The organism is Azospirillum canadense, assembly GCF_025961225.1.
In the GTDB taxonomy this organism is placed as follows: Bacteria; Pseudomonadota; Alphaproteobacteria; order Azospirillales; family Azospirillaceae; genus Azospirillum; species Azospirillum canadense.
In genome coordinates, this window is the sequence record NZ_JAOQNG010000001.1 from 2,613,191 (window position 1) to 2,634,495 (window position 21,305).

21 protein-coding genes are annotated in these 21,305 nt (G+C 69.4%); 5 read left to right on the plus strand and 16 right to left on the minus strand.

Features of this window, described 5'->3' with window-relative positions:
- Positions 1-45: 45 nt before the first annotated feature.
- Positions 46-1,449 carry a 3-isopropylmalate dehydratase large subunit gene (gene leuC / locus M2351_RS12425; RefSeq protein WP_264656366.1) on the minus strand — a complete coding sequence of 468 codons (1,404 nt, stop codon included), beginning with the start codon at positions 1,447-1,449 and terminating at the stop codon, positions 46-48.
- A 210-nt stretch (positions 1,450-1,659) separates the two neighbouring features.
- On the opposite strand from leuC, the gene M2351_RS12430 reads away from it, so the two are divergent.
- The 3 genes from M2351_RS12430 (at position 1,660) to M2351_RS12440 (ending at position 3,148) form a co-directional block, all read left to right on the plus strand.
- Positions 1,660-1,845, plus strand: coding sequence for a hypothetical protein (locus tag M2351_RS12430; protein WP_264656367.1), 186 nt, complete (start codon positions 1,660-1,662; stop codon positions 1,843-1,845).
- A gap of 72 nt (positions 1,846-1,917) precedes the next feature.
- Positions 1,918-2,121, plus strand: a complete 204-nt coding sequence (locus M2351_RS12435) for a hypothetical protein (RefSeq protein WP_264656368.1) — start codon at positions 1,918-1,920, stop codon at positions 2,119-2,121.
- Positions 2,122-2,212: 91 nt separating this feature from the next.
- The gene (locus M2351_RS12440) at positions 2,213-3,148 is read left to right on the plus strand and encodes a DMT family transporter (protein WP_264656369.1); all 936 of its coding nucleotides are present in this window, start codon (positions 2,213-2,215) and stop codon (positions 3,146-3,148) included.
- A gap of 8 nt (positions 3,149-3,156) precedes the next feature.
- Here M2351_RS12440 and M2351_RS12445 read toward each other — a convergent pair whose 3' ends face one another.
- Positions 3,157-4,998: a transglycosylase domain-containing protein gene (locus M2351_RS12445; protein ID WP_264656370.1), complete on the minus strand. Its 1,842-nt coding sequence runs from the start codon at positions 4,996-4,998 to the stop codon at positions 3,157-3,159.
- A gap of 169 nt (positions 4,999-5,167) precedes the next feature.
- Here M2351_RS12445 and M2351_RS12450 point away from each other — a divergent pair, with 169 nt between their 5' ends.
- Positions 5,168-6,280, plus strand: a complete 1,113-nt coding sequence (locus tag M2351_RS12450) for a CocE/NonD family hydrolase (RefSeq protein WP_264656371.1) — start codon at positions 5,168-5,170, stop codon at positions 6,278-6,280.
- 131 nt (positions 6,281-6,411) lie between these two features.
- On the opposite strand, the gene infC is transcribed toward M2351_RS12450, so the two are convergent.
- The 5 genes from infC to M2351_RS12475 form a co-directional block, all read right to left on the minus strand.
- A complete protein-coding gene (gene infC, locus M2351_RS12455) occupies positions 6,412-6,939 on the minus strand; it encodes a translation initiation factor IF-3 (protein WP_209767066.1) in 528 nt (175 codons plus the stop codon).
- Between the two features lie 84 nt (positions 6,940-7,023).
- The gene (gene thrS / locus M2351_RS12460) at positions 7,024-8,988 is read right to left on the minus strand and encodes a threonine--tRNA ligase (protein WP_264656876.1); all 1,965 of its coding nucleotides are present in this window, start codon (positions 8,986-8,988) and stop codon (positions 7,024-7,026) included.
- A 149-nt stretch (positions 8,989-9,137) separates the two neighbouring features.
- A complete protein-coding gene (locus M2351_RS12465; protein ID WP_264656372.1) occupies positions 9,138-10,340 on the minus strand; it encodes an EAL domain-containing protein in 1,203 nt (400 codons plus the stop codon).
- 17 nt (positions 10,341-10,357) lie between these two features.
- On the minus strand, positions 10,358-11,431 hold the full coding sequence (locus tag M2351_RS12470) for a quinone-dependent dihydroorotate dehydrogenase (protein ID WP_264656373.1): 1,074 nt from the start codon (positions 11,429-11,431) through the stop codon (positions 10,358-10,360).
- On the minus strand, positions 11,428-11,802 hold the full coding sequence (locus tag M2351_RS12475) for a DUF952 domain-containing protein (RefSeq protein ID WP_264656374.1): 375 nt from the start codon (positions 11,800-11,802) through the stop codon (positions 11,428-11,430). Before M2351_RS12475 ends, M2351_RS12470 begins: the two co-directional genes overlap by 4 nt.
- Before the next feature lie 277 nt (positions 11,803-12,079).
- Between M2351_RS12475 and M2351_RS12480 the strand changes: the two genes are divergently transcribed.
- Positions 12,080-12,310 (plus strand): hypothetical protein, encoded by a 231-nt coding sequence (locus M2351_RS12480; protein ID WP_209766939.1) that lies wholly within the window; start codon positions 12,080-12,082, stop codon positions 12,308-12,310.
- 18 nt (positions 12,311-12,328) lie between these two features.
- On the opposite strand, the gene M2351_RS12485 is transcribed toward M2351_RS12480, so the two are convergent.
- The 9 genes from M2351_RS12485 to M2351_RS12525 form a co-directional block, all read right to left on the minus strand.
- Complete coding sequence (locus M2351_RS12485) at positions 12,329-12,790, minus strand: cell wall hydrolase (RefSeq protein WP_264656375.1); 462 nt, start codon at positions 12,788-12,790, stop codon at positions 12,329-12,331.
- On the minus strand, positions 12,787-13,092 hold the full coding sequence (locus tag M2351_RS12490; RefSeq protein WP_264656376.1) for a hypothetical protein: 306 nt from the start codon (positions 13,090-13,092) through the stop codon (positions 12,787-12,789). The genes M2351_RS12485 and M2351_RS12490 overlap by 4 nt, the downstream gene beginning before the upstream one ends.
- Positions 13,093-13,182: 90 nt before the next feature.
- Complete coding sequence (gene terL / locus M2351_RS12495; RefSeq protein ID WP_264656377.1) at positions 13,183-14,742, minus strand: phage terminase large subunit; 1,560 nt, start codon at positions 14,740-14,742, stop codon at positions 13,183-13,185.
- Positions 14,739-16,769: a glycosyl hydrolase family 28-related protein gene (locus M2351_RS12500; protein WP_264656378.1), complete on the minus strand. Its 2,031-nt coding sequence runs from the start codon at positions 16,767-16,769 to the stop codon at positions 14,739-14,741. Before M2351_RS12500 ends, terL begins: the two co-directional genes overlap by 4 nt.
- A gap of 63 nt (positions 16,770-16,832) precedes the next feature.
- The gene (locus M2351_RS12505; RefSeq protein ID WP_264656379.1) at positions 16,833-17,498 is read right to left on the minus strand and encodes a hypothetical protein; all 666 of its coding nucleotides are present in this window, start codon (positions 17,496-17,498) and stop codon (positions 16,833-16,835) included.
- Positions 17,498-19,396, minus strand: a complete 1,899-nt coding sequence (locus M2351_RS12510) for a hypothetical protein (RefSeq protein WP_264656380.1) — start codon at positions 19,394-19,396, stop codon at positions 17,498-17,500. The genes M2351_RS12505 and M2351_RS12510 overlap by 1 nt, the downstream gene beginning before the upstream one ends.
- Positions 19,396-19,965 carry a hypothetical protein gene (locus M2351_RS12515; protein WP_264656381.1) on the minus strand — a complete coding sequence of 190 codons (570 nt, stop codon included), beginning with the start codon at positions 19,963-19,965 and terminating at the stop codon, positions 19,396-19,398. The genes M2351_RS12510 and M2351_RS12515 overlap by 1 nt, the downstream gene beginning before the upstream one ends.
- An 89-nt stretch (positions 19,966-20,054) precedes the next feature.
- Positions 20,055-20,324: a hypothetical protein gene (locus M2351_RS12520; protein ID WP_264656382.1), complete on the minus strand. Its 270-nt coding sequence runs from the start codon at positions 20,322-20,324 to the stop codon at positions 20,055-20,057.
- Between the two features lie 58 nt (positions 20,325-20,382).
- Positions 20,383-21,201 (minus strand): phage capsid protein, encoded by an 819-nt coding sequence (locus M2351_RS12525; RefSeq protein WP_264656383.1) that lies wholly within the window; start codon positions 21,199-21,201, stop codon positions 20,383-20,385.
- Between the last annotated feature and the right edge of the window lie 104 nt (positions 21,202-21,305).

The window sequence follows — 21,305 nt, forward strand, 5'->3', positions numbered from 1 at the left end:
GCCGATGGCCTCCCCCGCGTGTCGACGTCGGTGCGGGTGCGCCGCTTACAGGCTGCGCACGTCCGTCAGGTGGCCGGTGATGGCCGCCGCCGCGGCCATGGCCGGGCTGACGAGGTGGGTGCGGCCGCCGCGACCCTGGCGGCCTTCGAAGTTGCGGTTGGAGGTCGAGGCGCTGCGCTCACCCGGCGACAGCCGGTCGGCGTTCATCGCCAGGCACATGGAACAGCCCGGTTCGCGCCACTCGAAGCCGGCCGCGGTGAAGATCTTGTCCAGACCCTCCTCCTCCGCCTGCTCCTTGACGAGGCCGGAACCGGGGACGACCAGCGCGCGCACGCCGTCGGCCACCTTGCGCCCCTCGGCGATCACCGCGGCAGCGCGCAGATCCTCGATGCGGCCGTTGGTGCAGGAACCGATGAAGACCGTGTCCACCTTCACCTCGGTCAGCTTCTGGCCGGGCGTCAGGCCCATGTAGGCCAGCGAGCGTTCCACGGCGGCGCGCTTGCCGGCGTCGGCCACGTCGGCCGGGTTCGGCACGGTCGCGGTGATCGGCAGCACGTCCTCCGGGCTGGTGCCCCAGGTGACCTGCGGGACGATGTCGGCGGCGTTCAGCACGACGGTCTTGTCGTAGACCGCACCCTCGTCCGACGGCAGCGTCTTCCAGAACTCCACCGCCTGCTCCCAGGCGCCGGCCTTGGGGGCGAGCGCGCGGCCCTTCACATACTCGAAGGTCTTCTCGTCCGGGGCGATCAGGCCGGCGCGGGCGCCGCCTTCGATCGCCATGTTGCAGACGGTCATGCGGCCTTCCATGGACAGACCGCGGATCGCCTCGCCGGCGAACTCGATGACGTGGCCGGTGCCGCCGGCGGTGCCGATCTTGCCGATGATCGCCAGCACGATGTCCTTGGCGGTCACGCCCGCCGGCAGCTCGCCGTCGACGCGGACCAGCATGTTCTTGGCCGGCTTCTGCAGCAGGGTCTGGGTGGCCAGCACATGCTCCACCTCCGACGTGCCGATGCCGAAGGCCAGCGCGCCGAAGGCACCGTGCGTGGCGGTGTGGCTGTCGCCGCAGACGATGGTGGTGCCGGGCAGCGTGAAGCCCTGCTCCGGCCCGACGATGTGCACGATGCCCTGGCGGACGTCGTCCATCGGGAAGTAGCGGATGCCGAAGTCGCGCGCGTTCTTGTCCAGCGTCTCGACCTGGATGCGGCTTTCCTCCTCGACGATGCCCTTGGAGCGGTCGGTGGTCGGCACGTTGTGGTCCGGCACGGCAAGCGTCGCCTCCGGGCGGCGCACCTGACGTCCGGCAAGGCGCAGCCCCTCGAACGCCTGCGGGCTGGTCACTTCATGGACCAAATGGCGGTCGATGTAGAGGATGCAGGTGCCGTCGTCCTGGCGGTGGACGACATGGCTGTCCCAAATCTTGTCGAACAGGGTGCGCGGCTTGGACATAGCAATTCTCTCTTGCGGCAATTCTCTCTCGCGGACCACTGACCGGACGAACGAAGCGTGCGGTAAGAGGGCCGCACAATAGCGATCTCTTACCGTCAGGACAAGCCGCGGCTGCGCGGCGCGGTTGCCAAAGCGTTCCGCGCGGCTGGATGCGGACCCGCCCCTTGTGCTAGCGTCCGGTCCCGTCCACACCGCAAGAAGGGTCTTCCCGTGACGGACCGCACTGTCCGCTGTGAGCGCTGCGACACGCCCCACCCGGCCGACCTGCCCGGCTGCCCGAACTGCCGGCGCATCCGCCAGACCAACATCGCCATCGCCACCACGCTGATCATGCTGGTGGTCCTGGCTGTCGCGGGCTGGTTCGGCGTGCAGGTCCTGACCGGATTTTCTCTATGAAAAAGCTTTAATGCCCGCCGACGCCTGTCCTGGGCGAGAATGGGGCAACCTGTTCCACCGGGATTGCGGATCATGAGCGACGCCACGGGCTGCCCCTATTGCGGGGAGGAATACGGGCACGGCCCGAACGACTGCCCGCTGTGCCGTTCGGCCCGCCGCAAGGATATCGTCATCCGCTGCGTCATCGGGCTGATGTTCATCGTCCCGATGCTGACGCTGTTCGTGACCATCTTCCTGGACAGCGGCGTCGGCCAGAAGATCTTCTCGCTGGACTGAAGGGACGCGGATCAGCCGTCCCGGGAACGCAACCCTCCCCCGCCCGCCCGCGCCCTAGGATGCGGCAAAACAATGGGCGGGAGGGACAGCCATGGCCGACCAGGCCGTGCCGCGCGCTGCGGAGGGCCGCAGACCCGGAGTTACGGGCCCCGGCGCCGTGGTCTACGCGCAGCTTGCGGGCATCGTGCTGTTCTGGGGCGCCAACTGGCCCCTGATGAAGACGGCCCTGTCCGACATCGGGCCGCTGACCTTCTGCGCCCTGCGCATGATCGGCGCCGCCGCGGTGGTGGCCGTGCTGTCGCCCTTGCTGAAGTTCCCGCTGCTGCCCCGGCGGGGGGAGCGCTGGCCGCTCGCCCTCGTCGGGTTGCTGCAGATCGCGGCCATGATGGACTTCGGCGCCGTCGGCCTGCGCGTCGTGCCGCCCGGACGGGCGTCGGTGCTCGCCTACACCATGCAGATGTGGGCCTTGCCGCTCGGCGTGCTGCTGGCGGGGGAGCGCTTTACCGGCCAGCGCGTGGCCGGCGCGCTGCTCGCCTTCGCCGGCGTTCTGGTCTTCTTCAACCCGGCGCTGGTCGACTGGGGCAACGGGGCGGCGCTGGTCGGCAACGGGCTGCTGCTGACCAGCGCCTTCTGCTGGGCGCTGGGGGCGACATTCTACCGCCGCCGCGCGGGCGGCTGGCGGACGCCCTTCTGGACGCAGACCTTCTGGCAGATCGCGCTCAGCGGTGCGGTGACGGCACCGCTGGCGCTGGCGGCGGAGCACGCGCGGCCGATCCACTGGACCCCCGCGCTCGGCACCGTCCTGGCCTTCAACTGGCTGGTCGCCACGGGCCTCTGCTATTGGTGGTGGTCGAAATCGCTGACGGCGATGCCCGCGGCGCAGGCCGGGCAAATCGTCTGCCTCGTCCCCATCACGGCGCTGGTTTTGAGCGCCCTCTTCATGGGCGAGCCGCTGAGCGTGGGCGTGCTGGCGGCCGTCGCGCTGATCGGGGCCGGCATCGTCACCACGATGCGAGCCCCGCGCTAGAACCGGGTCTAATGCTTCAGCTTGGCCGCCTCCGTCACGAAGCTGCGCCAGATCTCCGCGGGCACGGTGCCGCCGGTGACGCCCTTCATGGGGCGGTTGTCGTCGTTGCCGACCCAGACGCCCACGGTCATGCCGTTGGCGAAGCCGACGAACCAGGCGTCGCGGTCGTCGTTGGTGGTGCCGGTCTTGCCGCCGGCCATGCCCCCGGCGACCGCGTTGGACACCCGCGCCCCCCGGCCGGTGCCGTCGCGCAGGACGCCGGCCAGCAGGGTCCGCATGGCCGCCGTGGTGTCGGCCTCGATGACCCGCTCCGGCGGACGCTTGCCGTAGGCGTAGATCTCGCGCCCGCGCGGGTCGGCGATGCGCTGGAACAGATGGCCGTCCACCTTGTAGCCGCCGTTGGCGACGGCGGCGTAGGCCTGCGTCAGCTCCATCAGCGACACCTCGCTGACGCCGAGCGCGAGACCGAGGTCGGCGTCCAGCGGCGATTCGACGCCCAGCCGGCGGGCCACCGCCGCCACCTCCTCCGCGTGGCCGCGAGTCAGGCGGGCCGACGCGGTGTTGCTGGAATGGGCGAAGGCCTCGGCCAGGGTCAGCTGCTCCGGGTAGCGGCCATCGACGTTGCGGATGGCACGGCCGTCGGTGAATTCCATGCGCGAGCCGTCGACGGTTGAGGCCGGCGTCATCCCCCGCTCCAGCGCCGCCAGATAGACGAACAGCTTGAAGGCGGAGCCCGGCTGCCGCTGCGCCTGGACCGCGCGGTTGAAGTGGTCGCGCCGGGCCGAGGAGTCGCGGCCACCGATCATCGCCAGGATCTCCCCATCGCCGTCCAGCGCGACCAGCGCCACCTCCGCGTCGCCGACCGCCTTGGCGCGGCGCGCCAGCACCGTCTCCACGCTGCGCGCGGCGGCGATCTGCAGATCGCGGTCGAGCGTCGTGCGCGCCGTGAAGGTCGGGCCGGGACGCGCCACATCGGCGTAGCGTTCACTGGCGAAGCGGTCGAAGCGCGCCTTCGCCGTGCCGCGGAAGTGGCCGGTGGACAGAGCCGCCGTCTTGTTCGCCGCGACCAGCATCACCCGCTGGCGCTTGGCCGTCTCCGCCTTGCGCTTGGTGATGAAACCGACGTCGGCCATGGCGTCGAGCACGATTCCGGCCTTGGCGTCCGCCTTCTCCGGGTCGGCGAAGGGGTTGAGGCGCGACGGGGCGGGCAGCAGGCCGACCAGCATCGCCGACTCCTTCAGCGACAACTGGGTGGCGGATTTGCCGAAATAGACGCGCGCGGCGGCGTCCACGCCATAGGCGCCGAAGCCGAAATAGGCGCGGTTCAGGTAGAGGTAGAGGACGTTCTTCTTGCCCAACTGCTCTTCGAAGTCGTTGGCGCTGTAGATCTCGTACGCTTTGCGCGCCCAGCGGTCGTAGTCGTTGAGAAAGATGATCTTCATCGTCTGCTGGGTCAGCGTGCTGCCGCCCTGGCTGAAATGCCCGGACGTCACCGCCACGGCCAGAGCGCGGGCAAGGCCCTGGTAGTCGATCCCGTCATGCTCCAGGAAGCGCCGGTCCTCCTTGGCGATCAGTCCCTGGATCAGGTGCTTGGGCAGCTTGTCCAGCGGCAGCGTATCGCCGTAGGTTTCACCGGCAGAGCCGATGAAACGCCCCTGCCGGTCGAGGAAGCGCACCCCCTGCCCGCGGTTGTGCGCCAGCACGTCGTTCACGGAGCGGTACTGCTCCCCGAACAGGTCGAAAGCGCGGGCGGGAGCAGACAGGAAACCGGTGATCAGGGGAATCGCCAGAGCCAGCGACAGGGCGGCGCGGCGAAGCGCAGGGAATGGTCGGAGAGATGGTCGGGGCATGGACCCGTGTGGGCCTTTCCTAAAGGCGCGTGAGGCGCCACAGGTCGGCCCGTGACACGGATTCCACAATCCTCCTACCCCCTAATTTCAAAACGGCGCCATCAGCCTTTGCAAGGCACCGATTGCGTGACTACGACAGCGGGACGTTCTTCTTCGGGTGAGGTCGTCGATGGTGGCGCGTCTGCTTGCGGTGCTGGTCCTGCTGTGCGCGGCGGCGCTGCCGCTTTCCGGTCGTGCGGAGTCGATCCGTCAGGATCCAATGCGCATTCCCGCAAGCTTCCCCGGCCTGCTCGGCACCAGCAAAGCGGTGCTGGAGGCGCTGGTGGTCCGGCCGGATGGCCCTGGCCCCTTCCCGCTCGCCGTCATCAACCACGGCTCGCCGCGCGATCCGGCGGTTCGCGGCCAGATGTCGCCGAATGGCATGCTGCCGCAGGCCCGCGAATTCGCCCGGCGCGGCTGGGCCGCGGTGGTGGTCATGCGGCGCGGCTTCGGCGGAACCGAAGGCGATTGGGCGGAGGGCAACGGGCCCTGCAAATCCCCCGACTACAAGACCGCCGGGGAGCGCGGGGCGGAGGACATCCGGCAGGCCATCCGCTTCCTGGCGCAGCAGCCCTACATCGACCCGAAGCGGATCATCAGCGTCGGCGTCTCGGCCGGCGGATTCGCCACGGTGGCGCTGACCGCCGACCCGCCGCCGGGCCTCGTCGCCGCGGTCAGCTTCGCGGGCGGCCGGGGATCGCGCGCCGACGACGAGGTCTGCGCGCCGGAGCGTCTGGTCGACGCCTTCCGCGGCTTCGGCCGGACCTCGCGCGTGCCCATGCTGTGGGTCTATGCCGAGAACGACCATTTCTTCGGGCCGCGCTTGGCCAGGGACTTCCACGCCGCCTTCACCGGCGCCGGCGGGCGGGCCGAATTCGTCGCCGCACCGGCCTTCGGCAAGGACGGGCATTCCCTGTTCTCCGGCCCTGGCATCCCGCAGTGGGCGCCCACCCTCGACCGCTTCCTGACGGAGCGGAATCTCACCCCGCGCAAGACCCTGATCGACCTGCCCACGGCCGCCCTGCCGCCCCCGCCGGGCCTGTCGGAGCGCGGCCGCGCCAGCTTCCAGGAGTATCTCGCGGCGGCTCCCAACAAGGCCTTCGCCGTCTCCACCGACGGCGCCTTCGGCTGGCGCACCGGTCGCCGCAGCGAGGAGGACGCCCGCGACGGCGCCCTGGAGAACTGCGCCAAGAACGCAAAGCGCACGTGCCGGGTGGTGTACGTCAACGAGGAAGCGGAGTGATGGGGTAGGTCGTCGCGTTGGGCCCCCACCCAACGCAACCACGCACCAGCCCCAATGTTCTGAACCAACAAAAAAGCCCGCCGTAACCGGCGGGCTCTTTTGAGATTCTTGGAGAGAGCGGCACCGAAGCGTCACCTCGGGGCGAGCACCATCACCATCTGGCGGCCTTCGAGCTTCGGCATCTGCTCGACCTTCGCCAGTTCGTCCAGCTCGTCACGGACGCGGACGAGAACGTTCATGCCCAGGTCCTGGTGGGCCATCTCGCGTCCGCGGAAGCGCATGGTCACCTTGACCTTGTCGCCTTCCTCAAGGAAGCGACGGGCCGAACGCATCTTCACGTCGTAGTCGTTGTCATCGATGTTCGGCCGGAGCTTGATCTCCTTGACCTCGATGATCTTCTGCTTCTTGCGCGCCTCGGCAGCCTTCTTCTGCGCCTCGTACTTGTACTTGCCGTAGTCGAGGATCTTGCAGACAGGCGGCTCCGCCTGCGGAGCGATCTCGACGAGGTCGAGACCCGCATCTTCGGCGGCCATCAGCGCATCACGCAACGAAACGACGCCCACCATCTCGCCATCGGCACCGACGAGACGGACGGAGCGTGCCGTGATCTCCCGGTTGACCCGCGGTCCATCGCGGGTGGGAGCGGCTTCGGACGGTATCCTGGCTATGGACGCTTCTCCATGACTGAAAACCCGCCGGGGCGCGACCCCCCGGAGGGAGGCCCGCCCGAACGGCGCGGTCTGTTAAAACGGCGAATCGAAAGCGGCGGCGCCCGCAGGGGACCTCGCCTCTTCCGCTAGTTTATTGAGCGCAGCGTCAAGGGCAAGAACTTCCTGATCCTTACCACCGAGAGTACGGAGGGCGACCGTCCGTTCTTCCGCCTCGCGCTTGCCCACGACCACCAGGACGGGAATCTTCTGAAGGCTGTGTTCGCGGACCTTCAGGTTGATTTTCTCGTTGCGGGTGTCGAGTTCGGCACGGATGCCGCGGCGCTTCAGGAGATTCAGCACCTCCTGGCCGTAGCCGTCCGCTTCGCTGGTGATGGTGCAGACCACGGCCTGGACAGGGGTTAGCCACATCGGGAACTTGCCGGCGTAATGCTCGATGAGCATGCCGATGAAGCGCTCCAGCGAGCCCAGGATGGCCCGGTGCAGCATCACCGGACGGTGCTTGGCCCCGTCCTCGCCGATGTAGGTCGCATCCAGCCGTTCCGGCAGCACGAAGTCGAGCTGCAGCGTGCCGCACTGCCAAGTGCGGCCGATGGCGTCGGTCAGGTGGAACTCCACCTTCGGGCCGTAGAAGGCGCCCTCGCCCGGCAGTTCCTCGAACTCCAGCCCGGCGGAGCGGAGCGCGGTGCGCAGCCCCTCCTCCGCGCGGTCCCAGGTGTCGTTGGAACCGGCGCGGACGTCCGGGCGCAGAGCCAGCTTCACCGCGATCTTGTCGAAGCCCAGATCCCGGTACACGCCGAGCTGGAGCTTGAAATAGTCCGCCGCCTCGGTCGGCACCTGGTCTTCCGTGCAGAAGATGTGGGCGTCGTCCTGGGTGAAGGCGCGCACGCGCAGGATGCCGTGCAGCGCGCCCGACGGCTCGTTGCGGTGGCAGGCCCCGAACTCCGCCATGCGGATCGGCAAGTCGCGGTAGGAGCGCAGGCCGTGCCTGAAGATCTGCACGTGGCCCGGGCAGTTCATCGGCTTGATGCCCAGCATCTTCTCGCCGTCGTCGGCGGAGACCTTGAACATGTTGTCGCCGTACATGTCCCAGTGGCCCGACGCCTTGAACAGCGAGCTGTCGATCAGCTGCGGCGTCTTCACCTCGACATAGTCCGCCTGCTGGAGCTTGGTGCGGATGTAGGTTTCCAGCGTGCGGAACAGCGTCCAGCCCTTCGGATGCCAGAAGACCGAGCCGACGGCCTCCTCCTGCACGTGGAACAGGTCCAGCTCCTTGCCCAGGCGGCGGTGGTCGCGCTTCTCCGCCTCCTCCAGCTGGTGCAGGTAGGCCTTCAGCTCCTTCTCGTCGCGCCAGGCGGTGCCGTAGATGCGCTGGAGCATCGGGTTCCGGCTGTCGCCGCGCCAGTAGGCGCCGGCCACCTTCATCAGCTTGAAGCCCTGCCCGACCTTGCCCGTGGTGGGCGCGTGCGGGCCGCGGCACAGGTCGAGCCAGTCGTCCTGCCGGTAGATGCTGATGTCCTGATCCGCCGGGATCGCCTCGATCAGCTCCGCCTTGTAGAGCTCACCAAGCTTCTTGAAATAGGCGACCGCGTCGTCGCGGGTCCAGACCTCGCGGACGATCGGGATGTCCTTGGCCACGATCTCGCGCATCTTCGCCTCGATCTTCTCCAGATCGTCGGGCGTGAAGGGCTCCTCGCGCGCGAAGTCGTAGTAGAAGCCGTTGGCGATGGCGGGACCGATGGTCACCTGCGTGCCGGGATACAGCTTCTGCACGGCGTCGGCCAGCACGTGGGCGGCGTCGTGACGGATCACCTCAAGCGCATCGGGATGATTGCGCGTGACGATCTCGATCTTCGCGTTGGTAGTGACGGTGGTGGTGACATCCTTCACCTCGCCGTCGATCTTGACGGCAAGCGCATCCTTGGCAAGGCGCGGCCCGATGGAGGAGGCAATCTCAAGCCCCGTCACCGGCCGGTCGAACTCCCGCACGCTGCCGTCGGGCAGCGTGATGGCGATGTTGGACGTCACCGAAGTCACCATTTGACTGTGTTGCATCGCACCCGGCACATGCCGGGAGGCGAAACTTCTAATGTCCACAGGTCGCCTGTCAAGCGCGGCAAGCCCTGTTTCAGGGCAAAATGGCCGTGAAAGCGGCGGATTTCAACGCGCTGTGGCGTCCCGGTCGAGGTCTAGGCTGGCTTGCGCGCCGGACGCGGCTCGCCGAACAGGTAGCCCTGGCCGAAATCGAAGCCGGCGCCGGCCAGTTCGGCCATCTGCTCCTCGGTTTCGATCTTCTCGACGATGACGTCGATGGCCTCCCTGTCCAGCCGGCGGCGCAGCGCCTCGACGCGCGGGGCCAGGGTGGGGTCGAGCAGCAGGGCACGGTCGAGCTTCAGGTAACGGAACTCGTGCCGCACCAACGTCTCCACGTCGATGTCCGGGTCGGTCACCTGGTCCATGGAGAAGCGGAAGCCGATCCGCGCCAGCTGCGACAAAATGCCCAGGGTCACCGCCCCGCCGGCGCGCAGTTGCTCCTGGCTCAGCTCGAACACCAGCTTGGGCACCAGCGCCTGATTCTGCGCCATCAGCTGCAGGAACTCCTTCATGAAATCGGCGTCACTGAGCGTGGCGGCGGAGATGTTGGAGAAGAAGCCGATGGCGTGCTGGCGCTTCTCCGTCTCGCGGATCAGCTGGACGCAGCGGACCAGAAGCAGGTTGTCGATGGTGGCGATCAGCCCCTCGCGCTGCGCGATGTCCAGGTAGCGGTCGGGCAGGATCAGCGCGCCGTCCGGTTCCCGCACGCGGGAGAAGGCCTCGTAGAAGCGGTGCTTGCGCTGCGGCAGGCTGACCACCGGCTGAAGGTGGATGTCGATGCGGTCGGCCTGCAACGCGTCGCGCACCGCCTCCAGCACCAGCGCGTCGTCCATCGGCGGCGCCTCGACGATGGACTCGGTTAGGGGCTCCCCAGGCGGCTCCTCATACCGCGCCTGCGGCGCCTGCGGGACCGGGAAGGGCGCGGGCGGCGGATCGGACCGGCGCTTTTCGGTCAGGCGGGTGACCAGCGATTGCAGGAGCTTCACCTCCTGGATCACCGTCTCGTACTGGCTTCCGTCGCCGGTCGCCCGCCCCTCCTCCAGCCGGGCGAGCCGCCGGCCGTGGTCCTCGGCCAGGGTGCCGACCACATGCTCCAGGATGTCCAGGCGGCTGGCCGCCGTGCGCTCGGCGCGGCGGTGTGCGGCGATCTCGTGGGCCAGCGCGCCGGCCAGCACGACCACGACCCCGGCGAGGCCGGCGACCTCCGGGCCGGCATCCGGCCGCAGGACGGCGACCGCCGCACCGACCGCGACTCCGGCGGCCAGCGTGGCGACTCCATAGAGGATGGCCGTCCGCATGCGCCCGTTCCCCCGGATCAGCGGTGGTCCGCCCCCACGGCGTCCGCCAGCCGGGCGAAGCCGTCGCGGCGCAGCAGGTCGGCCAGCCCGGCGTTGATCACCGGCACCAGCGCCGGCCCGGCGTAGACCAGCGCGGAATAGAGCTGTAGCAGCGACGCGCCAGCGCGCACCTTGGCGTAGGCATCGGCGGCCGACGCGATACCGCCCACCCCGACCAGCGGCAACTTGCCGCCGGTCAGCTTATAGATCTCCCCCAGCACCTTGGTGGAGGGAGCGAACAGCGGCTTGCCCGACAGGCCGCCGGCCTCCGACCGCAGCGGCTCCGGGATCGACACCGGGCGGGCGATGGTGGTGTTGGAGACGATCAGCCCGTCGATGCCCGACTCCAGCGACACCGCGGCGATGTCGCCCTTGTCCTCGTCGGTCAGGTCGGGGGCGATCTTCAGCAGGACCGGCGGCGCCTTGGCGAGTTTGCAGGACGCCCGCGCGTCGAGCACGCGGCCGAGCAGCGTGCGCAGCGGCTCCCGCCCCTGCAGCGCGCGCAGGCCCGGCGTGTTCGGCGACGACACGTTGACGACCAGATAGTCGGCAAGCGCCGCAACGCGCTTGACGCCCAGGACGTAGTCGTCCGCGGCCTCCACCGTGTCCTTGTTCTTGCCCAGATTGGCGCCGACGATGCCCGGCGCCTTGCGCCCGTGCGCCAGCCGGCGCTCCAGCCTCTGGGCGAAGGGCTCCAGCCCCTCGTTGTTGAAGCCCATGCGGTTGATGACCGCACCCTGCTCCGGGATGCGGAACAGGCGCGGCTTTGGGTTGCCGGGCTGCGGCCGCGGCGTGACGCTGCCGGCCTCCACGAAGCCGAATCCGAGCCGCAGCATGGCGTCCACCACCTCGGCGTTCTTGTCGAAGCCGGCGGCGAGCCCGACCGGGTTGGCGAAGTCCAGCCCGAAGACCGTGCTGCGCAGGATGGGGTCGTCCGTTCCCCGGACCGCCGGCATCAGCCCGGTGGACAGGCCCTTGAGGGTCAGGCTGTGCGCCGTTTCCGGATCGAAGCTGCGCAGGATCGGGCCGACGATGGGAAACAGGTCGATCACGGGACGATGTCCTCAGGAGACGTGGGAAAGCTCGGCGGGAAAATATGGCGGCCGTCCGGACCCAGCGGCAGCGGGTCGGCGCGCAGAACCGCCGGCACCGGCAGGGCGGCGTAGAGGTGCGGGAACAGCTGGCCGCCGCGCGACGGCTCCCACCGCAGGGCTTCGCCCAGCGTGTCGCCGTCCACGGTCAGCAGGACGAGCCCGTCCTGTCCCGCGCGGTGCTTGGCCGCGCTCTCCACCACTTGGGCGGCGGTGGAGAAGTGGGTGAAGCCGTCCGCCGCGTCCTGCGAGGAGCCGGGGTAGGAGCCGGAGGAGAGCGCCCGCTCCCACTCGTCGGCCCGGCACATATGGTAGATGATCCGATCGGTCATGGCGGCGGGGACATTACCCCAAAGCGCATCGGGCCAAAAAGCAAATCGAAGAATGGGGAGGCCGGCGCGGGAGGATGCCTTTCCGTCTGCGTTGCAATTTGCAAACGCCGTGGCGGAAACGCAGCGGCAAATTGCGGATGGCCGCGGCCCCGGCGCCCGCCGGATCCCACGGAATCCGCGCGAAACGGCGAGAAAGCGACAGATTTTCTAAAATGCCGGAGATTTTGGCGGGTTGGCATTGGGCTTGCTGTGATGGCAGCAATAAATGGAGGTCGCCATGAACGCAATCGCACTGACCGTGATGAAGGACCGGCACGCCGACGGCGCGCTCGACTCGTCCGTGAACATGCTGGGTGCCGCCCCCCTCGGCCCGATGGCCGAGGCGAGCCACACGCCGGTCCCGCTGAAGCCGACGGCGGCGATGCTGGCCGCGGGATCGCGCGCCGGCGGCGTTTCGGTGGAGACCGCCTGGAAGATCTACCTCGCGATGATCAAGGAAGCGGCCTGAGGCCCATCACGGTCCCGGTCATTCCACGTCGTTGTAGAACAGCAGGGCCCCGAACTCGGCGCAAGCGCTGCGGCCATGCGCCCAGTCGGGACTTTCGCCGGCCCGGTGGACGTGGGTCGCCCCAAAGGTCGGATCGGCCAGCTGGCCCGCCACCGCCCGGCGCGCGATGCGCCGGCAGGCGGCGAAGGCCGGATCGTCGGACGTGACGGCCTCATGGCTGCCACCCCATCCGGCGAACTGGCCGGGCTTGCGGCAGACGGCGACGACATCGCCGCCCCACCACCAGCCGCCGCGTTCCCGCGCCCGGCGGACGCGGTTCATGACCAGCGCCGCCAGCGCTTCCATGGCCCGCACGGGCTCGCCCCGCGCCGCGCCCCACAGGGCACGGGCCAGCGTGTCCACGGCCTCGGATCGGTGGTTGTCCTGAACGGCATTCACCGCGGCGATCGCCGGCTCCGGCCGCAGCGCACGGGCGCTCATCGGCGCCCCCCGTCGGAGAAGCAGCCGCTTTCCAGCTTGGTCTCGATGCGCAGCAGGTGGTCGGTCAGGCGCTGCTCCACGTCCTTCAGCGTGGCGAAGGACACGTAGGTCTTGGCGACCTCCAGCTTGTAGGCGGCCAGGCTCTCGCGCACCTGCGCCTGGGCGTTCTCGGCGCGCACGCGCAGGTCCTCCAGCGCGGATTCGGAATCGTTGCGCAGCCGGGTGATCAGCCAGAACAGCCCGCCCATCACGGGCAGTTCCACGGCCGAGATCCACCAGACCAAGTCGACGGTCTCATGCATTGGGTTTCTCCGGTGCATAGGAAAAGAAAAAGGCCGCCTCCCGGGTGGGAAGCGGCCTTGCGGTTTCTGGGGCGGTGTTAAAAGGCTGCATCACACCTCCCACCCCGACGACGGCGCCACCACTGGCACCGTGCCGCGCCAGTCCGGGCGGCGGTCCAGTGCGGTTGAGCGGTCGAAGCGAAAGGGTTCGCAGGACAGGGCGCCGGCCACTGCATCGAGCCCATCGTCCCTGCCCCCGGAACGACCGTTGTAGCGGGCATCCGGCGACCAATCGCGCATCTCGCGGACGAAGGCCGTCTCCCACACGCGGGCGTGGGCGAACAGGCGCTGGTCGGCGAGCAGCGCGTCGAAGGCTTCCTGGATGCGGGCGGCCTTGTTGCGGTTGCTGCTCCGCTCCACGACGGCGGCCGCGACCTTCGCCTTCTCCAGCGCCTTGCGCAGCAGGCCGGGCAGGAAGCGGCCGATGCCGTTGGTTTCCACGTGTATCGACGGCAAATGATGCTCCTCCAGGAAGCGGACCACCTGGGCGCACTGCTGCTCCGCCTCGGTGTCCGGGTTGCCGGGGTTCACCGTCAGGTACAGCACCCGGTGCAGGTAGAAGCGCCCGTCCTCCCCGCCGAAGACCGCGGCGACCACGCTGGAATCGCCGGGCTTGCCGCCCTCGGCCGCCGGCCGCGCGAAGGCCGGATCCCACCAGCAGGAGGCCGAGGCCAGCCGCACTCCGTTCAGCGTCAGCACGGCGCGGCCCAGCGATTCCCGATAGTCCAGCACCCCGTCGTAACGGCCGAGCTTGTCGAGGTCGAGGAAGCCCTCCGCCTCGTTTACGGGCCGCAACAGCATCTGGCTGGTGAATTTGTTGGGCCCGGTCGCCTTGCGGATGCGGTTGACGTGCGCCTCGTCGAAGCGCCGGGGCCAAGCGAAGGTGCGCTTGCCGTCCGGCCCCTCCGTGTAGACCGGCAGAACCAGCCGGGCGAAGCCGTCCAGGAAGGGCCGCATCTCCCCCGCTTCCGGCCGCGGCTCGTCGGCGTAGATGGAGTAGTAGCTGTGCGGCGTCCCGACGTAGAGCTGCACGCCGCCCGGCACCAGCAGGTATTCGATCTCCGCCAGCTTCTCCCGCAGGTCGGCGCGCTTGCCCGGGCTGCCGGAGCTGCGCGGCACCTCCACGTCGTCGCAGATCACCACGTCGGCGCGGCTGCCCGTGACGTTGCCGCCGATCCCCGCCGCGACCATCGAGGCATCGCGCAGCTCCTGCGGGCGGACCACGGTGAACTGGTCGGCGGCCCACTGGTCGCGCTCCTTCGCCGGGGGCTTCAGGTGGCGGGTGTCGGGGTGCCGCTCAATGATGCGCTTGACGTTGCGCACCATCTTCTTGGCGAGCTTCAGGTCGGCCGCCAGCACCAGCAGGCGCCGGTTCGGATCCTGGTACAGCATCCAGGCGGCGAACAGCCCGACCAGCGACGACTTGCCCGCCCCGCGAAAGGCCATCAGCAGCATCCGCCTGTCCGGACCGGCGCATTGCTGCTCCAGCCAGACGGCGATGCGGCGGTGGTGGCGCGGCGTGACGAGGTCGGACAGCTTGTTCCAATCGTGGACGAAGGCGAAGAAGCCCTTCTTCCTCTCAAGCGTCCCCTTCTCAGGCACCCCCGTCATGGCACCCGCCCCAGGATGTGCCAGGCCGCGCCATTGGACATCACCGTCACCGCGCTGCCGGTGGCGGCCAGCGTCACCGCCGCGTTGTCCGGCCCGCCGCCACCCGCCTTGGTGACGGTGACGGTGTTGCCGGAGACGTCCGACTTCTTGATGGTCAACGTGCGCCCCACCGCGTGCGACGCGCTGGGCGCCGGCAGTTGCACCGTCACCGCGCCGCCGTAGGCGCTGACCAGATACAGCGACTGGTTCAGGTCGGGCTCGAACGTGCCCGGCTGGTCGCGGAAGCCGGCGTTGCTGGGCAGGCTGTTGCCGGCGACGATCCACCAGCCGGCCCCGTTGGACACCAGCGTCACGAAGTCGTACCGGTTGCCGAGCGCCACGCGGCGCCCGTCCGGCCCCGGCCCGCCGTCCTCGGTGATGGTCAGGACGTGGGCCGACGCGTCGGTGCGCTTCACCGTCACCGTGTTCCCGTTGGCCGAGCCCGCCGCGGGCAGCCGGAACTCCACGTCGCCACCATAGGCGCTGACCAGATAGACGGAGCTGCCGAGGTTCGGCTGCACCAGCCCGCCGGCGGGCGGCTCCACATACTCCGTGTCGTAGCGCAGCGTTTCCACGACCAGCTCGCGGACGCGGCTGCGCATCAGGCGGTTCTTTTCCGGATAGCCGGCGTTGACCGCGGTGTATTGCCCGCCGGAAAGGTCGTAGATGGCCGGCCCGGCCGACATGGACAGCAGGTTGACGATGGCCGTCTCCACCGACCCGGCATCCAGCTGCACGTTCGGCACGCCGCCCAGCGACTCGGCGTAGAAGTTCAGGATCAGCGTCTTGTCCGTGTTGGCGCCGACGCGGAAGCAGGCCAGCGCCATGGTGGACAGGTTGGCCTCGCAGTCCTGGAACGTGTTGTTGTACTTGCCCTGCTCCACGTAGAAGCCGCAGCCGCTGATCGGGGCGGACAGCGAGTAGACCCGTACCATCGAAAAGCGGTTGGCGTTCGGCGTGTCGCCGTCGCCGCTGCGCGTCAGCCAGACCCCGTGCACCGCCGGCCGCGCCACCAGCACGCGCGACACCATGTTCCAATAGCAGGGCCGGTTGGGGTCCGTGTAACCGTCGAAGAGCAGCCCGACCCGCGGCTCCCACAGCGTCAGGTCGCTCAGCGTGTTGTGCACGCAGGGGCCGTCGCGCCCGAACAGCCGGACGCCGGCGTCCCCCTGCTCCAGCCGCAGCCCCGACACGGTCGCGTAGCCGTCCGGCAGGTGGATCAGGTCGAAGCCGTCCGAAGCCCCCTTGATGACCGACGACTGCCCGGCCCCGGCCAGCGTCTTGCCATAGGCCACGGTCAGCGTGTTGGTGATCTTGTACGTCCCCGGCGGCACATGGACCGCACTCGCGCTGGTCAGCGCCGCCTGGATGGCGATGGTGTCGTCCACCACACCGTCGCCGACCGCGCCGAAGTCCTTCACCGACACGGCGTCGGCCAGCTTCTCGCGGATCGGGCGGCGAACGGCGCCGGCCCCCGGCGCCACAAAGGTCGACAGCGCCTCCTCGTCCACCGGCGCGCGGGTGGTGGGGTTGCCCGCGCTGTCGAAGGCGAGCAGCCGGCCGGCGCGCACCGCGCGTTCCGGCAGCAGGTTGGAGGCAGGCAGGTCGGTGTCGGTGTAGCGCAGTATCAGCTCCTGGTCGCCGGCCACCTGCTGGAGCGCGGCGGTGAGCTGGTCGAACTCCCGGTTCAGGCTGGAGGCCGGCAGCGGCCCGCTTTCCAGGAAGTCGCTGGTGCGCTCGATGGGCAGGCGGCGGCGCAGCAGAACGGGCGTGTCGACGGCGGGCGGGGCCGCGAAGGTCACCGTCCCGCCGTCCGTGTTCCCGGCCCCGGCGACGGCATAGCCGGTCGCTTGCAGCGCAGCGCCCAGGAAGACCTGGAGATCGCCCGCCGCGAAGATCGGGAACGGAAAGGGGAATCTCACCTGCGCGCCGTCGGCGAGATACTGCACGCGCGGAGTCCCGCGCGGAATTTGAATGGTCGTGGGCATGAAAGGGCCCTTCTTGGCGGGGAAGGCCCCTCTCCCGCCGGGGGCGGGAGAGGGTTGTAGCGCTCAATAGAACTTGCTCATGAACTCCAGACGCTGGCGGTCGGCGAGCTGTGCCTGTTCGAGCAGGTTGCGGCGACGGGCGTTGTCCAGCTCCTGCTGGATTGCCTGGCGCTTGATTTGGTCGATCTGGCCAGCGTCCTGGCGCTCCATCGCGCTGTCGTTGACGGCGCCGAGCAGGATCGCCTCGCCGGAGCCGTCGGCGGCGCTGACACCGCTGGCCCCCAGCGTGGCACGGGTGCGGGCCATGGTGCGGCGCAGGGCGTCCACCCGCCGCCGCTCCTCCGCCGCCGCATTGGCGTTGATCTGGGCGAGCTGGGCCGGCGCGCTCCCCTGCTTGTCCGCCATATCAGTGGCTTGGTTGGAGCGCAGCTGGTCAGCGGCTTGGTTCTGACTCTGCGCCAGCCAGTCCATCTCGCGGGTGCGCTGCTGCTCCGCCTCGACGCGGGCCTGCTCGTCCTTCTGGCGCTGAAGCTCTTGGTCCTGGCGACGCAGCGCGTCCTCGCGCTGCCATTCCAGCTGCTGCTTCTGCGCCTCATAGGCGTATTTGCGCTCATCGACTTCCCGCTGCGCCTGCGCGCTCGTCGAGGAGTCGGTGAACTTGCCGACCGTGCCCGCGACGGTGCTCACCGCTGGCAGGGCCGTGGTCACGAGGGATGTGATGCCACCCATCAGTCGTTCACCTTCAATTCCATGGTCACGGACAGCAGGGTGAAGGGCAGCGGCGCGTCCTGGCGGATGCGCCACAGCGGCCGGTCGAAGTCGCGCCGCCAGCCGAGCGTGCGCAGCTTGCGGTCGCCGGAGATGCGCGCCGGCACGCCGCCCGCCGGCTGCGGCCCCGTCCGGTGCAGCGGCAGCTCCTGCAGGCCCCGCCCCAGGTCGGCGCTGAGCGCCGCCGTCTCCTCCAGCCGGAAGGTGACGGACACCAGCCGCACCGGGTCCGGCACGCTCCCCTGGCCGAGCAGGCTGACCGGCAGCGGCTCGACCAGATGGGTGTAAGGCAGCCCGGCCTCCACACGACGGGCCGGCGGGTCGAGCACGATCTTGCCGGCGGCGACGGTGGCCTGCCCGCGCACCACCCCGTCGGCCACCACCGACAGGGTCCGCCCCTCCAGGTGGTCAAGCCCGCTCCACACCGCGGTCGCCGTGTCGTGGTCGCCGACCAGCGCCGCGTCCAGGTTCAGGTCGTCGTCGAAGCGCTCGACGCTCCAGCGCCCGGCGCGGTCGATCAGCGCGTAGACCTCGTCCCCGACCACAGCGACGGAGCGCACAGCCCCGTCCGTCTCCAGCCGGGTCCAGGCGGTCACCTGCTCCAGCCGGTAGACGGTCAAGGCACCCAGCGAGCCGTCCTCCATCGCCACGAACATCAGCCGGCGGCTCTGGTCGTAATCCTGGTCGCGCGGGTTCACCACGAGGTGCCGCGCCAGCAGGGCGAGGTCGTTGGCTTGGTAGGCGGCCTCCGTGTCAGTGTAGAGGAACTCGCGGATCTCCTTGCCGTTGCGCGACACGAACAGCGTCGCGCCGTCCACATCGCGCGGCGGGACGGAGCGGTCGACCGGCGAGCCGATGCGCGTCTGCCGCGTCACCTGGATGTTCTGCGGCGTCAGCGGGTCGCCCGACACCATGTACTCCGCGCCCGAGGTGAAGAGCTGCAGGTGCCGCCCGGAGAAGACGGCGCGGATGGCGTTCACCTGGTCGGACAGGATGCCGAACTCGATGGCCTCGTCGTCCTTGCCGGTGCCGAGGTCGAAGTTCCACAGGTCGGCGGAGCGCGACAACCAGAGCCGGTTCGGCAGGTCGCGCGACCCGCCGACGACCAGCCGGTCCTGGTGGAACGCCGCCGACACCGGCCAGCCGCGCAAGGGGGAGAAGGACTGCTCGTCCCACACCGTGGCCACGTTCGTGTTGGGCAGTGCCTCCACCACCGTGGCGTTGACCTGGGTGGCGGAGACGACGCCGGTCACCCTCAGCTGCTTGCCTTGGATGCGCAGCCGCGTGCCGTCGTGCTTCGGGTCGAAGACGGCGGCCGAGGCCGTGACCGTGATGGCACCCGTGGTGCCGGACGGGGTCAGCGTCACGGCCGCGTCGGCGAAGCGGTAGAAGGGCATCAGCACCTTCTCGCCGTCCGTCCCATAGGACCAGTCCGACAGCGTCCAGTGCCCATCCGCGCCGCCGCGCGTCAGCTTGCGCGGCGGCACGTCGGGGTGGCAGACCAGCAGCGTATCCGCCGACTGCGTCCAGGTGATCTGGCGAAGCTGCGCCGCGGTCCAGGGGGCGTCCGCCGTAGCGACGCGCACGTCGTCCTCGTAGACGTCGATCTTGCCGTCGGAGAAGACCAGCAGGTAGGTCTGCTCCGTGTTGAACTCGAAGGCGACCAGCCGCCCGTCGCCCCGCGCTCCGTCCACGAAGGCGAGGCCGGAGCGGCGGGTGATCCCGCCCGTGGGGTGAATGAACAGGTTGCGCAAGGACAGCGCCCCATTGTCGTAGGCGCGCAGGTCGCCGCGCCCGAGCAGGCGGCGCGACACCTCGCCCGCCGTGAAGTTCGTCTTGATCTGGGTGACCCGCGGCATCAGCCCCTCGCGTCGATCAGGGTGAAGTCTTCGAAGCCCGGCTGGCTGTCCTGCTGCCTGTCGATCTGGCGGGCGCGGCGGAACTCCGCCTCCGCCAGCCGTTGCAGCAGGTCGGCGCGGCTGGAATTCTCGGTCAGGGGGATGCAGAACTCCGCGGCCAGACGGGCGATCAGCGCCTGGTCGAAGAAGGGAGGAAAGTCCTCCTCCGCCGGGCGGCCGATATAGGTGAGCGTCACCGTGTCGCTGTCCGCCTGCAGCGTCCGCCCGGCGATGCGGCAGTCGAGCCCCCGCCCCCGCCCGCCGGCCCCGGCGCCAAGCGCGCGCAGGAAATCGGCCGGCAGCTGGAAGGCGGCGGAAAAGTCCGCGACCGGCCCGTCGGCGAGCCGCGGCAGCGTGGCCTGCCGCGTGGCGAAGCTCCAGGGGTTGGCCGACAAGAGCGCGTCGCGCGCCGGCTCATAGAGGGCGTCGGCCACCTCCGCCTCGGCGGTGCCCTCGTCGAAGGCGGTGATCGCCGTCGCGCCGATCTTGATCAGCGCGCGGCTGCACAGCCCGACCGCGGTCAGTGCCATGGGTTCGATCCTTCGAAGGAATGAAGGGATGGAAAGGGGCGGCCCGCTGGAAACGGAACCGCCCTTGCCGGATCAGCTGATGTTGCCCATCAGTCGACGTTGCTGCTGCCGAAGGGCGTGATGTTGGTGGCGTCCACCACGCCGGCGGCATTGGAGCCGACCACGAACACGCCGGTGACCGGCGCGCCGTCGGTGTCGGTGTTGGCGAGGATCATGTCGCCGACCCGCAGCAGGTCGGTGGCGCCGTTGAAATAGCCGCGGGTGTCCACCTCGGTCGCGAGGTCGACGGTGGTGTAGTGCCAGAGCGTGAAGCCGTTCGCGTAGGCGAGCACGCTCAGGTCCTTCGAGGCGTAGGCCATGGGAAGAACTCCTGGAATGGGGGGATGAGTGCGCGAAAGCGCGAGGCGCGCGGCCGCGTCAGCTTTCCAGGCAGCGCAGCGTGACGACGCCGGCCGCGTCGATCAGGGCGGCGCCCTGGCTCATCATGTTGTTGACGAAGTGCGCGGCGCGGTCGCCGTGCCAGCTGATGTCGGTCTTCACGTCGGCGCCGGACGCGTGGCCGACCGCCGTCTTGTGGAACCAGTGGCACAGCCGCACGCCGCCCGCGGCCTTCAGGCCGGAATGCGGCATCCACAGCGTGCCCAGCCAGCGCTTGGCCTGGGTGCCGCGCCAGGGCAGCTCGTCGGGGCCCACATACTGGGTGCTGGCGAACTCCTCGATGCCGAGGAGCTGGCTCCACTGCTTCCAGCCGACGACGGCGTAGCGCTGGCCGTCGTCCGGCACGTCGGCCTCGCCCAGCAGCTCGAAGGCTTCCAGAACCTTGTTCTTGGTCAGGCCGTCGCTGGCGGAGCCGGCGTAGTTGGTGGACTTGTCCAGCTCCGCGATGATCAGCTCGTCGGTCTTGCGGCCCAGCGCGTAGGCGCCGGCGTTGGCGATGATCTGGCGCTCGTCGATGTTGGTCTTCAGCTCGTCCAGCCGGTCGACCCAATCGCCGGCGTAGAAGTCGTACAGCGTGCATTCCACCGGGGTGTGGTCCAGGTTCATGACCGGCACCGCGCCGTGGCGCGCCTTGGTCGAGGCCGTGCCCTTGCCGACCTTCTGGAAGACGGTGGACGCGCCCTGGACGTTGTTCTTGGTGCGCACCGTGTTGCGCAGCTTGGAGCCCATGCGCTGGTAGGCCTCGTGCACTTCGCGTTCGAACTGCTTGACGAAGGCCTGGGCGATCGAGGTGGACATGTGACTTTGATCCTTTCGCGTTCAGCGGGATCCCGTCCGGCGGGAAGCAGTCCGCCACCCGGTTGTCGGCCATGCCCAAGGGCATGCCCGGCCGCGGGCGAAGC